The sequence below is a fragment of the Shewanella algae genome (assembly GCF_009183365.2).
GTDB classification, from domain to species: Bacteria; Pseudomonadota; Gammaproteobacteria; order Enterobacterales; family Shewanellaceae; genus Shewanella; species Shewanella algae.
In genome coordinates, this window is sequence record NZ_CP068230.1 from 2,015,196 (window position 1) to 2,030,643 (window position 15,448).

Sequence of the window (15,448 nt, forward strand, 5' to 3'; positions counted from 1 at the left end):
CAGTTGTTGTCCTCCGCGCTGATAGAGAGATGTTGCATCATGTATATTCCTCCTGAAATCAATCTATTATCACCTTTTGCTGCGGACGAGCAGCCCATGGGACCCTATCCTTCATTGGGCTTTCTGCCTCTGTTCGATGCCGAGCTCGGCAACGGTGATTATTTTGGGCTCTATTGGCCCTTGGGCCGGGAGACAGAGGCGCCGATAGTCTGTGACATGTGGCACGATGAGGCCAAGTTGGTACCGGCCTTTTCCGGCGCCGGTAAATTTGTTGCCTGGCTCGAAGCCAACGACTGGGAGCGCGGCGATGAAGAGCCGCAAGACGCAGACTTTGCGCCAATGTTGGTTCAGAGCGCCAAGGCGTTTTTTCGTGGAGCAGAGAAGGGGCCAGCCACGCAGAACGATATTGAGGCAGGTATTATTTTACTGCAGCAGGCCTGCGAGCAATTATCGGAAGTGGGTGACTATTGGTTTGCACTGGCATCGCAGTTGAGGCGTTTGGGGCGAAATGAACTGGCGGCTCATGCTGCTCTACGGGCGTTTCACAGTAATTGGGCCTTCGGCATCCCCTCCGATGGCGTAATGCGAATGCTCAGCCAGGTGCAGTTGCAAACTTATCTTGAAGATGATCCCTTCATCCGCCGGCTCGATGGCTTTAAGCCGGGATTCGGCGGTGAAAAGCATAACGACAACTATCCCATCATGCTGGCGGCATCCAGGGAGTATCTAGAGGCTGGCCAAGTGCTGCCTGGATTGATGCTGTATCAAAACTATGCCTATTCCATGTACTTTGAGACTCAGGCCTTTCAAGAACGCTATGGGTTTGAGCTGACCCGTTGGCAAAGCGAGTTTTCCGCCTTGTGTTTAACGCACTTAGGGAATGATCGCCGCGTGAGACTCAGTCATGAAACGGCTTGGAATCCGTAACTCTTGGTCAAAGGGGCTTCAATAAAATTAAAAAGGCTCCCTTGGGAGCCTTTTGGCTTATCTAAGGTTAAAACTGGTAGGTGACTGAGACCCCAAAGTTACGGGGATCGACTATCGCCGCATAGCCATCCGGGTAGTTACGGGCTGCCGGAGAGCGACTCAACACGGCTTTCTCATCAAAGGCGTTGTTGACGAAGGCGTTGAAGATCCAGTTGTCTGTCTCATAATTGAGCGACATACGTGCCAGCACATAGTCACCGGCAACTCGTTCCTCTGTGTTCTCAAAGTCACCATAGTACTCACCGACATAGTTGGCGGAGACACTGAAGGTAAGCTGATCTGTCAGCCAATACTGGGCACCGAGATTGGCGGTCATTGAGGGGGCCGAATCCAGCTCATTGCCCTTGGCAGAGGCATAACCTTCTCCAGGTTCCTTGATTTCCGAACTCAACAGCCCAAGGCCGCCGTGCAGGCGCAGATCCCGGGTCACCATGGCTGAGGCTTCAAACTCGGCACCATAGGTAATCACCTTGTCCATGTTGATAACCCGTCTGGCAGAACCTGTGGCCTGATATCCGTCGTAGTCGTTGTAGAACAGGTTGGCGCTCAGGTTGATATTACCGCCATCCAGGCTGGTTCTCAGCCCAAGTTCATAGGCGTTAACGTACTCTTCATCGTAGAAGTAGAACTCATTCTCCGGAAAGCCTATCGCCGCACCGGCGGCGTTGTAACCACGGCGACCGCTTAAGGAGACTATGGTCTCGGCATTGATATCATATTGCAGCACCAGCTTGGGCAACTTGATGGTCTTGCTGTTGTCCAGGGTATCTTCTATGGGCGTTTGCGGCTGCTTCATCCAGAAGTTACGCAGCTGCGATTCCCGTTCGACCCGGCCTCCGGCGGTGATCCTGAAGTCATCGGTGAAGTTATAAGTAAATTCGCCGAAAACCGCTTTGGAGTCACTATTGTCGTCGCCGCGATAAACCGAACCGCCGATACTGTTGAAGTCTTGATCGCGCTTGAAATAGTAGAGGCCGATAAAGCCGCTGTAGAGTTCGCTGTTAAGGCCAAAATGCAGCTTGGTTTCAGCCGTGGTGTTGGACTCCTCCATACTCACCACTTGCTCGGTAGCAGGATCCTTGTCATAGGTATCCATCACCCAGTTGTAGTTCATTCTGGCCAGCAAGAAGTCGACCGAGAAATTGTCACTGATCCTGTAGTCCAGCTTGATGCTGCCGGTATCGGATTCAGTGTCCATGTTTCTGGGGTTGATGGGCTGATACTTCCAGGGATCGTCACCACTGAAGTATTGCCGTCCCGTGTTGCCGCGCTCATGGTTTTTGGCATAGCTGAGCATGGCCTTGAGGCCGTCAATGGCTGCGGGCTCCCACAGAAGTTTGGCTCTTATTCTGTCTGTGTTGAGCTTATTCAGATCAAAGCCCGGCGGGTTAGCTTCATGGATAACCGGGTTGGCGTAAGTTTCGCCATCGGTATGCTGCGCCGACAGGCGAAAGGCCAGCTCATCTTCAATCAAAGGGCCGGAGATAGCGGCGGCCGAGTCTATATATTGGCTCTCACTGCGATAACCCACCCGAGCGGCACCCTGCCAGTCAAAAGTCGGATCCTTGGTCTTGATAAACATGGCGCCGCCTATGCTGTTGCGGCCATTGCTGGTGGATTGGGGACCACGAAACACTTCAATCTGCTCTATGTCCCACATGCCGGTATCGCCGGTCAAATCCGCCATAAAAGGTTCTGCCACACCATCGGTTATGGTCGATACCCGGGTCTTGGCGCCGCCGGAAACCCCACTAAAGCCGGTGGCGGCTCCGTTACCGGAAACCCCGCGGATATTGGGCATCTGCCCGGACAGCACTACCAGGTTGGGTATTTCAGAGATGGCGTCATGCACCGACAGGTATTGCAGCGTCTTAAGCTGCTCCTCCGTGATGACAGATACAGATGAACTCACGTCTTTCAATGATTTCTCTGTCTTTTCCCCCAAAACGACAATTTTTTCGATTGATTGATTTCCGCGCTCGACAGCATCGTCGGCAAAGGCCGGTGATGCCAGCATAGCGAGCAGCAGGGCGTTGAGCTTAAACGTGTAGCTAGGCATGAGTATCTGTCCTGATTAACAAATGAAGCGATTGAGAAAATAAGCGTTAAGTGGGGGGAAAATTTATATTGTTACAAATATGAGTGCAAGTGATAATTGTTATCATTTAATAAATTGTGATCGAATGCAGGGAAATCTTTTGTAAAAGGGACAAATTGGATACACGAAATGAGTGGCCGCAGACGTTGGAATAGATGGGGCAAGTATCTGAGCGCTCACAAGGTGAGTTGTCAGAGTTAAGTTTGCTCTTTGAGGGAAGATACGAACAAAAGGCTTGCCGTCGCTTTGATAAACTGGCCTTTACAATTAACCGGGCGCAGTTGAAGTTTACGGCTACTTGAAGGCCACACTTCGGATAAGTGAGCATGGCTTACCTGAGGGGTTATAGTCGTTTGGCGCCCGAACTCCATTTCGGGGCAGGCCCAAGGAAAACAGACAGTTATTAAACCGTCTGCTCGGTCTTGGGCGCGCGTTTGTGCCGTTTATGCCTTGATTGTTTATCATTGGGAGGCCGATTCTTTGACGGTTTTCCCATTGGTCTGTTGGGTGAATGTGTCGCTTTTTTGCCTGTAGCTTGTCTTGGGCTTTTGCCGTCGGCATCCGGTTTTCTTCGTAATCGGCAATGTTTGGGAATTCTGGCTATCACTTCGGCAAACAGGTTTCTGTATTTCCCGGCGGCGCCAGGGCGACTCAGAAACTCGAGATCGCCGAAGAAGAGCAGGCTTTGCTTGGCGCGGGAGCAGGCCACATTGAGTCGTTTCCAGTCGAGAATAAAGCGCAGGTTGCCCCGGGTTCGCACTGTGGAATAACAGACTATCTCATCTTCGCTGCCTTGAAAGCTGTCCACTGTATTGATGCGGATATTGAACTGACCCAGGCGATATTCCCCACTTGCCGCGGGCGATGATAACTCGCTCATCAGGGCACGGATCAGTCGTTTTTGGGCGCCATAGGGGGTGATGACGGCGATGCCCAGAGGCGTGGCAGGCTGATGAGTCACCCGGCTCTCAGTGGTGTTTTCCTGGAGATTATTTTTGTCTGCCAGATTCTTGATAAAGGTGACTATCGCCTCGGCTTCTTCGCGATTGTACTTACTGGTGCCTTCTTGTTGCTGTTGACCGGCGACATCTTTCCAAATCAAGGTGTGCGGCAGGACGAAGTCTTGTTCATTCAGTTGTCGGCCGTTGAACAGTTGTCGCTCACCGTCCGGGCTGTAAAAGAGCTCGGCGACCAGATCGCCTATCTTTTCCGGCATTCTGAACTGTTCAGCCAAAAAGCTTTTGCTTGTGGGCGGCAATTGTTCATAAAGGCCTTCAAAGAAACTGGTTTCCAGGAAACATTCGTTCAAAAAGGGTAATTCGTCATTGGCTTTATCTGTTTGCAGTAGCGGCGCAACGCTGGGAGGCAGTTGGAAATGATCGCCAATCAGTATCACCTTGCGGGCTCTGAGCAGAGGGATCATGAGTTCGGGTACCGTGGAGCGACCGGCTTCATCAATGATCACGAGGTCGAACCTGAGCTGATCTATGCTTTGACGTCTGGAAGCCAGTCCAACGCAAGTCGCGCCAACCAGATTATGATCTGCCAGTAACATCCAGTTGAGCTCTTTATCAAGCCTTTGTTGTTCCTGCTCTGTGCCCAAAACGCCGTAAAGCCAACGGTGAGCTAGCTCAGGCAAAGGTTCGGCTTCGGTTGTACAGGCCAGGGCACTGCGGCGACTTCGCTGTTCAAAGTCATTCAGCTTTTGTTTAATGGTGTAGTCGCTGAGTTTGCCACTGACCTTGTCATCGGCCCCAATTCTCAATAGCCGTACCTCTTGCTGCTCCAGCAAGGCTTGGTGTAAATCAATAAAGCGTGCCAGGGCGTTGTCCACCGCCGCATGTTGCTGCGATACCAATAATACCCGGGTCTCTGGACTATGGTGGAAAATCTGGTGCAGCATCTCCACTATGCAGGTGGTCTTGGCGGTACCGGGTGGCCCCTGGATCAGAGCAAGATACTGCTCACTGAGTGCTGTGCGGATAACCTGCTTCTGGCGTTCGGTCAGTTGGGTATTTTGCCAGCAAAGATCTGCGCGCAATCTGTGTTGCCAGAATGGATCCTGTTGCGGCGTATAGCTGCCCGGTGCCAGAAGTATCTGCTTTAGCCTGGGCTCGACCAAGGCATCGTTACGAAATGCATCCAAAGCCGCTTGTTGTCGCTGAAGCGCATCGTCAAACAGCTTGAGACTGAGCCGCAGGCATGTTTTTGTTGAACCGACCTGAGTGGATTGCAGCTCTTGTGCCCATTTTTGCGGCAACCTCAGCTGCATACTACCGGAATCGATAGTCACTTCGAGGCGGTTTTGTTGCCGGGCGGGAAGGGGATTGAGCCAGACAAATTCGCCTGCGGCGGTTTCGCCCCAGTATTCGAGGGTGCAACGAGGCGAAAAACCACTGCTTTGCTGCGCTTTGAACCCGGCTTTGAAATCCGCCAGCAGCTGGTGCTGACTGCCATCGACGATAAAGTGCAGCAGTAAGTCCTGCTCTTGTTCCTGCAGCTTGTCGGCCCGTCCCACTAAGGTGATATCCAACTGCGCCTGCTGATAATCGAGCACGCTTTGCCACTGACACAGCATTTTCAGTTGCGCCATCCGCGTCTGGCTGTCGGCTTCACTGCTGCTCAAGTGGTTGATAAAGGCGACAAGGGCACTGATACCATCCGGATTGGCCAGCACACTGGACTCAAGAGCACTGTCTGCCGGGATCAACATAAAGGGCAGCTCATACCCCTGACCTCTGTCTTCAAAGTCTTCGACATCGCTGACCCGCAAACAGGCTTGCTTGGTATCAATTTGGCAGTTCAGCGCCAGAGTGTGGCGGGCCAGTCGCAAGTCACCGCTGTGCTGTTCCATATCGGAATGGAGCAAGCGCCAGGGCGTTGGATCATCCGCCCGCAGCGCCATGAGCTCCTGCTCAGAAAATAGCTCTGAAGGCAGGTAAAGATAGAGTGAGCCTTCATCTGTGCCGCCGAGTTCGGCCGTGTCCAGCATATTGAGTTGAATTCTTCCCCGGGATTGCTGCTGGCCAGGGCTGGCGTCTAGCGTCAGGTTGTAAAGCTCTGGCCAGGCTTGTATCTGTTGGCCCGGTAGCAGTTCCAACATGGGGTTGGGGGTCATCTGCCTTGGCAGAAAGGCGGATATGGCCTTGCCTTGAGTATGGGCCAGATAACCTTTGGCTACCCGGCGTTCAATTTCGAATGCCATTGGCCTGGCAGACATTATCGCCTCTACCCAGGCGACACCTCTGGCGACACAGGCATAGAATAACCGGGTGCCATTCTTGCCGCTGCGTTGGTGAGTTATTTGCAGCGGAATGGCTTGTGGATCGTCATAGCTGAAAAACAGCTTGCGCTGCAGGTCGTTGCTCCAGCCCTGCAAGCCCAGGTTATTGCCAAGATGCAGCCTGCTGTTGAAGGGCAGGTCTGTATCCAGTTCATCTTGCTCTACCAGCACCACTTTCCCGACATAGAGCCATTCTGCGGGTAAGGTCGGGCTCGGTGGCGTAAGCTCATCCAGGTGTTTTTTGAGTTCAGATACCGAAGGCTCGGTGTCGAGCGTATCCCGCACGGCTTTGAGTTGTGCCAGATACCAGTCGAGATAGTCTTTGTAGGCAACCAGGCGGCTGCGGGCATCTTCTACCTGACAATAACTTTGCTGCAGCGCCCGGCGCCGATAGGGGCTCAGCCCCTCATCATTGAGCTCTGTGGCTATTTGCTCGGGTAACAGTTGGAGTTCGGCGTCTATCAGGCTGACTTTATTCAGCAGCTCATGATATTGAGCTTCCATTTTGGAGAAGAGTTGCTGCAACGATTGACTCAACTGTAGAGCTTGCTGCCTGTCGTGCTCTGCCGCCATGCGGCTATAACGCCGATTGAGAGCGTCTATGTCTCCGCGCAACTCGTCGTGGCGCTGATGTTCTTTAGCTGTGGCTCTATCGAACAACCAAGCGGTCGCAGTTGCTGTGACAGTAACCCCTATGCCTATGATGATGGCTGGCAGCACTCAATAAACTCCTGGATTAAAGGTTTGGCAATTTATGCAACAGTTGCAGCAGCTGATATTCTTCATCGCTGGCTTCACCCAAACTCACCTTACGGCGCAAAATCTCAATCGTTTGCTCGCGACTTTGATGATTCTGTCGCCAGCGTTGATGGGCCTGTTCATTGAGTTGATGTTCATTGTCGGCCTTGAGCCTGTCGAGGGCGATTTCCTGACAGCGCTCCTGATGTTTGAGTTGCGCCTGACGTAATTCGTTGTCGGACAGCTCTATCTCTTTTAACGCTTCGGCTTTTACTCTTTCAGTTTCCGCTCTGGCAGTTTCCAGTTGGTTGTAACTCTGATAAGCACTGACCGCCTCTTTGGCTAGTGCAACGACTTCTGCGCCGCTTAGCTCCGGGGTTTTGCTTTGTGGTTTGGCCGGGGACTTGGTGCCAATTCGGCTGGGAGTTTTCATTTGTGTATGCCCTCTGAACTTCAATAGCCTTGATTTAGGTGAATTAGGGTTGACGATAATGAATCGCAAATCTTTAACTAAGCTTGGTGTTACTCAAAAGCGCTGACCAAGCACAAGAGTTGTGCCTTCATTAACTCATCGGTCAGTCTGCTGAGTCGTCTGAGCTCTGGGCACTCACGGCGAGCGGTACTTCTCAGATGCTGCAACTGTCCAAGAAATAGCTCCAGACTCTGGCGGCGACTCTGTAGTTCTGCGACAAGTTGAGTCGTCAGGTGATTGTCGTGCTGTAATCTGTGTTGCAGCAGTGTCATGCGCTCCTCGGCCTCCATTTGCCAGAGCGTTTGCTCCAGTGCCATCTGTTTGCTGAGGTTTTTGAGTTGATGCTGCAACGTACGTTTTTGTGCTTGCAACTGCTCGGTGACTTCTTTGGCACGCTGCAGCTTAAAATAGGAGTTGAGGCAGTCAAGTACCGAAATGGCGGCATCGACCCACACCAATACAGGGTTAACCCCTTTGGCGCCGCGCATCAGTTGGTAACCTATTCGGCCAGCCTGGTAGAGCCTCGCCTGCCGGGCACTGCCAATTTCCAGGGTCTTACTGGCAAACAGTGAAACAGTTTTCATTGGTTTGGCTCCAACGAGGTTTCAAATTGTGCCTTGAGTGCCGCCATCAGCTGCGGCTTGTCGAGTCGCAGTGGGCGCAGGCTCTGGTTCAGCGTGATGTGACGACTAATGCCGGTATCAAGGGGCTCATCTTTCGTGCCGATGACCTGCAACAGTTCGCTTATGGGCTTTTCAGCGCTCTTGGGCCAACTAGCGTTGCCTTCAACTCGCTCGCTGGTGTTGATAATGGCGCCGCTCAACTGGCACAAGTGGAGTCGACTGGGAGGGGGACTTGCCAGTGTTGAATCGAGCAGGGGCGGCACAGTGTAATTAGCTTGATATTCGAGTGTCGGGGCTTTTAATAGCAGTGTGCCGCGTTTTTCCGAAGTTAATGATGTTTCGCTATCAAGCTCGACCCAGGCATAACGAAGCTCTGTTTCATCGCCGATAATCTCAAGCAGTGGCTGCCAGGCAGTACGCTGCTCCTGGAGCATTCTGTGATACTTGGTCGGACAAAGCTGTTGCATCAGCTCTGTTAGCTCCCCTTGATTTTCCAGGCTGGAGGCCAATCGGCGGTTCAGTCTTTGCTGTTGCAGCACCGTCTGAATATTCCAGTCTGTTTCGTACTCTCTCAAGGTCATCCAGGGTTCGGAGGGGTTATTTTTCAATAATAGTTGTTCTTCGTGGCACCAAACGGGATTGAGTTGCGGATCCATCACATCAAGCCACAGCACAAAGCTCAGCTCGGTCAGCTCACAAGCCAGCGCCATCTGACTCCCTTGTGGGGTCAATTGGCGCAGATCATCTTCCAGCCAGCCGAGCGCACATAAACGTTCGAGTAGTGGCGTCAGTTGTGAGCTTGTCAGTGCCGTAACTTGCTGGATCTGTTCCTGGGTTACACCGTATAAGGTAAAAGATTGCAGCAAAAAACGTGAGACCTTACCCAGGATATCCAACTGTTGATGACGAAAGCTCAACCGATAACGACGCATGGGCAGAAGAATATTCAAAGGGGCTGGAAGGCTATTTGTATGGGCCACTGTTGGATCTTACTTATCTGTTTGAGCTGGAGGTTTATGTCATGAGAGACGGCGCAAACCTTAACACGAAAGTTGAAATAAAAAACCAGATATTGAGTGTTTTTTTGAAAAAATATTAATATATGCAACAGCTTGCATAAAATTGATTCAATATGATTTCAAAGCTTGTCAGCGAGTGTGTTATTGCGCCGGCTTTGGATCTGCAGCGACAAGAGTTGCCAATGAGGCGTCAGGTAACGGGCGAACATTCTTTGTGCCAGGCGCTGCTTCAATCTTTGCCAAAGACCGGGAGGAGTAGTGAACTGCAACATAATACTCTCCTTGAGCCACTGTTCATCGAAACCGGCCCATTCGCCACAGACATCGAATAGATTGGGGCCGCACACAGGGGCAACTTCGCGGTACAGAATATGCTCCAGTTCCGGCAGGGAATAGGGTGAAAGTGCACATACTCGGGTGATGCCGGGGTAGTGCAGGGCGACATCTGTATCAAGAAACAAGTCCGACAGTGCGCTCCATACCGCCTGGCGGGTGTGGAGCGTTTCTGCGTCTTCAAGCATGATCTGTGCGGGGGATTCAGCCATAGGGTCCTTCCTTTGGGGCTGCAGTCTGTGCCGTGAGGTTAACCAAAGCGGCAATCGACATCAAGTGTTGGCTGCCTGTGGTTCGCGGCGCCAACCCAGACTCATGGCGAGGAGCAAAGCCATCAGCGCCAGCAAGGCCCCGGCCAACGGAAGCTCTTTCAGTCCTGTGCCCAATGCCAGCAGAGTCCCGGCAATCCAGGCACCGAGGGCATTCCCCAGATTAAAGGCACTTTGGTTAAAGGTTGACGCTAACAAAGGCGCCTTGGCGGCACTCTTGACCACTAACATCTGCAGCATGGGGCAAAGCGCAAAGCCGACAACTGACCACAGCATCAGCAGCGGCACGGTTAACAGCAAGCTGCCGAGGCAAAAATGCAACAGGGTTAGAATGCCAATCAACGCCAGACTCAGGAATGTGAGCGAGGGCAGGAGTTTTCTGTCGCCGAGAAAGCCGCCAAGCAAACTGCCAAGAGACAATCCCAACCCCAAGGCAAACAGTACCAAAGTGATCTCCTTGGGAGAGGCGCCGCTAACTTGTCCCAAGGTTGGGGCAATATAAGTGAAAACACTGAAGAGGCTGGCGTTGGCCACCACGGATAAGGCTAGGCCGCTGAGGACTTTGCGGTTCTTTAGTACCTTGAGTTCATCTTTAAACCTTACCTTTTGCTGAACCAGATTGGCCGGCAGGTAAAACCACAATGCAACGAGTGCCAACAATCCTATTGCGGCAACTCCCCAAAAGGCGCTGCGCCAACCCAGTGCCTGACCTATGGCTGTACCCAGGGGCACTCCCAGGATATTGGCCAGGGTAACGCCCATAAAGACCAACGCAATGGCTTGGGTCCGTTTTTCCGGCCGGGACAAATCGGCAGCCACTATGGAGGCCAAACCAAAAAACGTGCCATGACATAAAGCGCTCAGTACGCGAGCCAGCATCAAGGTTTCATAGCCATTGGCCAAGGCGCAGCAAAGGTTACCGCCAATAAACAGTAACATAAGCCCGAGTAGGGTGCGCTTGCGGGGGATCCGAGCAGTAGCCATCGCCAGTACAGGGCCACCGAATACTACGCCAAGGGCGTAGAAGGTCACCAACAGGCCGGCCTGAGGCAAGCTGACATTGAGTGACCCGGCGACTTCGGGCATTAAACCCATAATGATAAATTCGCTGGTTCCGATGGCGAAACTGGCGAGAGTCAACGCAAGAATAGCCAGTGGCATCTTGACTCCTGTGGATAGTGGCAAGCGACGAAAGAGAGTGCTGTAGTCATAGTTCAGAAATAATTCAGCAAATGCGATTTTACGACCCGTCTGTGCTGCCACGCTCATGAAAACTTGTTATGGGGCTATGCCATGCGGGAATTGCGGGGTGGGGGCACCTTTGAAGCGACACAAGCGGGCTGCGCTTATGTCAGGGCCGGGGAATATTTTTGATAAGGGTTAAAAGGACCAGCATCGAGCCAGTCCTTATTAAGGGGGTTAACGGGTTATTTACGAACCCACTTGCCGGAAGCATCCTGCACTATATGGCCTTTGTCGGCGGCAGCAATCGCCTTGGCGCCGGCGAGTTTGGCAACATCATCCACGGAAATCCCGTTTTGACGGGCGATTTTTTCATAATGTGCCCGGCGTTTGGCATTGATATCCTTAACCAGCGCCGTCACCTCGGCGCTGGATTTGACCACACCCAAATAGCCGTTTTGCTGTTCACCCACCAACCCTTGGCTCTTGGCGTCCTGCAAACCTATGGCAAAGACGCAGAAACTCATCAACAGGGCGGCAGTCAGGGTCATCAACTTGGTTTTCATCTGTGTTTTCCTTTCGCGAATTCTGGCACCTTAGAAGAGTTCATCATTGGTCAGCAGCTGATCCAACTCTTTATCGACCTTAATGCGAATTTCATGTTCGATTTTCACATTCAGGTTGATAACGATTGGCTTATCCGGTGGCTCAATCTTGACCGTTGGGGTACAAGCCGACGCCAGCAGCAAGGCTGCAGCCAGCGGCAGCAGAAATTTAGTCTGTTTCACATTCATGTCCTTTTGTGTCCTCACTGCATGGAAGCTTCAATTTGGGTTTGAAGCTTGTCACCTATGGTCAGACTCCTGAGGAGCTGCAGCATGTTCTCCTCATGAGAGTAGTTCAAGTGGATAGGGCGTTCAATCCCCTCGGCCTTACCTTTTACTTCAACCTTGAGCCAGGCCTCACCATCCGGTGCCATATCGTAAGTGCTGGCCAGGGTAGAATATTGCAAGTGTTCGAGGGTGGAAAAGGCAAAGTCCAGATAGGGTTGCCCAGCACGCATTTGAGCTACAGCCGGATTATTGCCGACCTTGATAAGTCCGCCTGGGGCTCGGGCCGCCAGGCGGCCGCCTTTGACCGACACCTGGCCGTCGGTAATAAATACCGGCAAGACACCATCGAAAATACCGTCGGCGTAGATGCCTTCCTGAGGCTGGATGGCCAACAGTTCTTCCAGGCTCAGGCCCTGCAACACCAAATAGGCATTGGATGGCGCGTTGAGCCGCAAGCGGAAGCTGGGCAGCAGCATTTGTCCCTTGAGTAACTCGCCTTGGCCGCGCACCTGAATATCGGCATCCCGAAACCCGGGCAACAGCTTGGCTTGAGTGCTTTGGTTGCTGTCGAGTTCAGGGGTCAGGCTGAGCTGGCCTTCCAGTCCCAGATTGGTCAACAGCACTCCGGGGTTGAAGGCCTGTACCGAAGCCTTGAGCTGCTGACAGTTGAGTTCGGCCTCTGCTGGCGCCTTGGCTTCCTTGTCAAGGGTCAAACGGCACAAGGCCGACAGGTTGGCGCCTTCAAATGGTAACTGACTGATACTGCCGGAGAGATCCGACAGCAGCGGGTTGAAATCCAGTTGCAATTGCAACGCTCGCCCAAGCCCTTCGAGCTTGAGGTCGGCAATCATATGGGTCTCGCCCCTGAGTACCAACTCAGGAGGCAAGGGCAGGTTCTTGGCTGCCAGCGCCTTGATATCAGCGAGATCCGTATCCAGGGTCCAGCAACTGTTCAAGCGGTAGCCAAGCGGATCTTTGGCCCGCTTGGGCCAGATGGGCATAAAGTCGTGGCGGCTGTGAAGCGGGATATTATCCAGTTGCCAGTTTTCTTCACTGATAAGACGGTTATCCTGCCAGTCAATGGTCTGGCTGAAGCTGCCATAGCCCAGATTGAGCAGGGTTTCGGTGCGAGGTCCGAGCTTGGTATGCCGGGTTTGGCTTAAGTTGAGCCCATCGAAGGCCAGATTCAGACGACTGGCAAAACGCTCATCCAAGAGTTGACTCAAGAGTGGCAAGTGCCGTTTTTGATTTAGGTTGGCATCCAGGGTTCGACTGAGCCCGGGGCTCAGGAGTGAGGTTTGGGCAATCGACAGTGCCAGCGGCCCGCTTTTAGCCTGCAATTCACCCAACTGGCTGCTGACCGCGGGCAAAGACAGCTTAAGTTTGCCTTGGTTGAAGCTGCCACTGAGCGGGTCCAGCAGTGACAACTTAAAGCCCGAGAGTTGGATACTTTTATCCTCTATACCGGCTTGAATGGCACCAGTGCTGAACCCGGGATTGGCCGCGAGGCTGAAGTTCAGTTGTTGCCCTTCGCTTGTCGGCTCCAGTGCCAGCTTACCGCTAAGCGCCATTGATGCGCCCTTATTGAGTGATGCGCCCTCATTGAGTTGCAATTCAGCAGCAGCCGACTGCCAGCGAAAACCGCTCGGCAGGGAGGCTTCAAGGCGCCAGTCTGTGCTTGCTTGTTCCAGTGGCAACTGATTTAGGCTGAGTTGCAGCCCTTGAATGGCCTGTTGCAGCGCCAGTTCGAGTCGCTGCTCGGCCGACAAGGGCTTTGAGTTTGAGGAGTTTGGTGAGCTTGAGCCTGATGAGCCAGAGCTTGATAAACCAGAGCCCGGTGAATTTAACCCTTGAGGTTTGGCGCTTTGCGGCAAAGAAACAGAAGTGTCTTGCTGTGCTCCTGTGGCCTTTGGCAGTTGCAATTGCAGGTTTTCAAGGGTCAGCAGCAAACTCGGCCGCTCGCCACTACTGAGCGCTGCCGGGCTCAGTTTCGCAGCACTTGGCTGATTAATTGGCGTACCGAACGACGCTTGCTGCTTCTCTGTCATCAGGGCGGGCAGTAACGGCCGCACTGTCAGACTCGGCAGCGATACCCGCATGGATGTCTCATTGCCCGTTGCCGCATTGTTCTTTGTATCAGTGACCTTGGTGGGTTTGAATTCGGCGTCGAGGCCCTGATCAAGCGCCAGCTCAATTGCGGCGATAAGGGGTTTTACTTGTTTTTTTTCAGCTGGCTCTTGCGCCAAGACTTGCTGCAGCTGCGCCAATTGCGATTCGAGTTCCGCGGCCTTGGTTGCTGATGTTTGTGCGGGTGTTGCTGCGAGCAAGGCAAGCAGCGCTTGGCGCTGAGCCGGAGTGGTTGAAAGCGTGAGTCTCAGTGGCGCCAGCTCAAAAATCTGCTCGCTGGTGGAGCCCGAGAAGCGAAAGCGCAACCCTGCGCCATCACTATCCTTAACCTCAGCCTTGGCATTTGCACTTGCCTTGGGATTGGCATTGAAACTGGCAGCAGCGTTGGAACTTGGGCACAGAGGGCTATCGGTCAATGAATTGTGTGCCTTAGCTTCCAGAGGCAGCGGCGTTATCTTAAGCGCCACTTGCTCGAGTCCTGGCATGGCAATAGTCGGCGTTGACCAGCAATGGCGCGAGTCTATGTTGCCTTGGGTTAAATCCAGAGTCAGTTGCGAGAAGAGATCTCCGCCAAGGCTCGGCATTAGCTCGGCATTCACTATTTCATCAAGCTTAAAGGCGCTGATGAGGGGCGCTGCGGCCGGGTCCTGCTCAACACTTGCCAGCGCCTGTTGCAGCGCTTTGAGATGCAGTTGACTGGTCAATCGCCAGGCGGGGGCACCGTTGGCGAGTTTGGCTTTCAAGTCGGCGGTTAATGCCAGCAGGGGCGTCTCTTGTCTTGTTTGAGTTCCTGAGTGAGTCTCTTGTTGCACTCCTTGTAACCGGGTGGCCAGCTCAGTAACCAGTTGCCCGGAAGGGCTGAGCTGCAACTTTTGCAGCATCAGAGTAAAGCTTGGGGTATTACCTGCCTTATTCAAGGTCAGCGACGTATTGGGCGTATCGGATACGCCCGCCTCGGGTTGCAGGCTTATTCGGGTCGGCCCCAGGGCTATTTCGGGCACAGAGTTCAAGTCCAGCGCCAGGCTCTGACCGCCATCATCACCGCCGGGCAAGAGTAGCTCAGGCGTCAAACTAAAACCGGCGTCTTGATAGCTGACTTTTTGAAGTTGCGCCATCAACCAGTCGGTGGAGCCAGGGGGCGGCGTCGATGCTTCGCCTGCCAGCAATTGCCAAATCCGTTTTGCGCTGACAGGCGATTTGAGCTGAAGCCTGAGTTGATGAAACTCAAGCTCGCTGCCCTGGTAATCAAGCTTGAGATAATCGAAGCTCAGTCTGTCCCAGCCTTCAGGCGCCAGGCGCAACTCGTCGATACGAATATCTTGCGCAGCCAGATATTGATTAATATGCGGCAGCAGCCACTGCGGCCTTTCATACAGGGACCAAGCCAGCCCCATCAGCAGGGCACCCGGAAGCAGCACCAGCAGAAGCAACAGGCCAACAGCCCATACAGTCAGGCGTTTCTTGCTTGGGAGTCGATACCTCAT

The 15,448-nt window shown here is 53.1% G+C and carries 11 protein-coding genes; 1 reads left to right on the top strand and 10 read right to left on the bottom strand.

Translation table 11 applies throughout. From position 1 onward, the window contains the following. The first annotated feature begins 39 nt into the window (after window positions 1–39). Complete coding sequence (locus E1N14_RS08965; RefSeq protein ID WP_062793803.1) at window positions 40–927, top strand: hypothetical protein; 888 nt, start codon at window positions 40–42, stop codon at window positions 925–927. A 67-nt stretch (window positions 928–994) separates the two neighbouring features. Here E1N14_RS08965 and E1N14_RS08970 read toward each other — a convergent pair whose 3' ends face one another. From E1N14_RS08970 to E1N14_RS09015, 10 genes are all read right to left on the bottom strand, one after another. Then, on the bottom strand, window positions 995–3,046 hold the full coding sequence (locus E1N14_RS08970) for a TonB-dependent receptor (protein ID WP_062793802.1): 2,052 nt from the start codon (window positions 3,044–3,046) through the stop codon (window positions 995–997). A gap of 442 nt (window positions 3,047–3,488) precedes the next feature. Beyond that, complete coding sequence (locus tag E1N14_RS08975; RefSeq protein ID WP_062793801.1) at window positions 3,489–7,088, bottom strand: DEAD/DEAH box helicase; 3,600 nt, start codon at window positions 7,086–7,088, stop codon at window positions 3,489–3,491. Window positions 7,089–7,104: 16 nt separating this feature from the next. Beyond that, a complete protein-coding gene (locus tag E1N14_RS08980) occupies window positions 7,105–7,539 on the bottom strand; it encodes a hypothetical protein (protein WP_025010488.1) in 435 nt (144 codons plus the stop codon). Window positions 7,540–7,628: 89 nt separating this feature from the next. After that, complete coding sequence (locus E1N14_RS08985) at window positions 7,629–8,162, bottom strand: hypothetical protein (protein WP_025010489.1); 534 nt, start codon at window positions 8,160–8,162, stop codon at window positions 7,629–7,631. Next, window positions 8,159–9,181 (bottom strand): non-structural maintenance of chromosomes element 1 family protein, encoded by a 1,023-nt coding sequence (locus E1N14_RS08990; protein WP_146508644.1) that lies wholly within the window; start codon window positions 9,179–9,181, stop codon window positions 8,159–8,161. Before E1N14_RS08990 ends, E1N14_RS08985 begins: the two co-directional genes overlap by 4 nt. Before the next feature lie 158 nt (window positions 9,182–9,339). Next, entirely contained in the window at window positions 9,340–9,765 is a 426-nt protein-coding gene (locus tag E1N14_RS08995; protein ID WP_025010491.1) for a DUF7079 family protein, read from the bottom strand. A gap of 60 nt (window positions 9,766–9,825) precedes the next feature. Continuing rightward, window positions 9,826–10,983: an MFS transporter gene (locus tag E1N14_RS09000; protein ID WP_062793799.1), complete on the bottom strand. Its 1,158-nt coding sequence runs from the start codon at window positions 10,981–10,983 to the stop codon at window positions 9,826–9,828. 266 nt (window positions 10,984–11,249) lie between these two features. Beyond that, the gene (locus tag E1N14_RS09005; protein ID WP_025890142.1) at window positions 11,250–11,570 is read right to left on the bottom strand and encodes a YdbL family probable chaperone protein; all 321 of its coding nucleotides are present in this window, start codon (window positions 11,568–11,570) and stop codon (window positions 11,250–11,252) included. A gap of 30 nt (window positions 11,571–11,600) precedes the next feature. Next, window positions 11,601–11,774: a YnbE family lipoprotein gene (locus tag E1N14_RS09010; RefSeq protein WP_224866993.1), complete on the bottom strand. Its 174-nt coding sequence runs from the start codon at window positions 11,772–11,774 to the stop codon at window positions 11,601–11,603. A 38-nt stretch (window positions 11,775–11,812) separates the two neighbouring features. After that, a complete protein-coding gene (locus E1N14_RS09015; protein WP_062793798.1) occupies window positions 11,813–15,448 on the bottom strand; it encodes an intermembrane phospholipid transport YdbH family protein in 3,636 nt (1,211 codons plus the stop codon).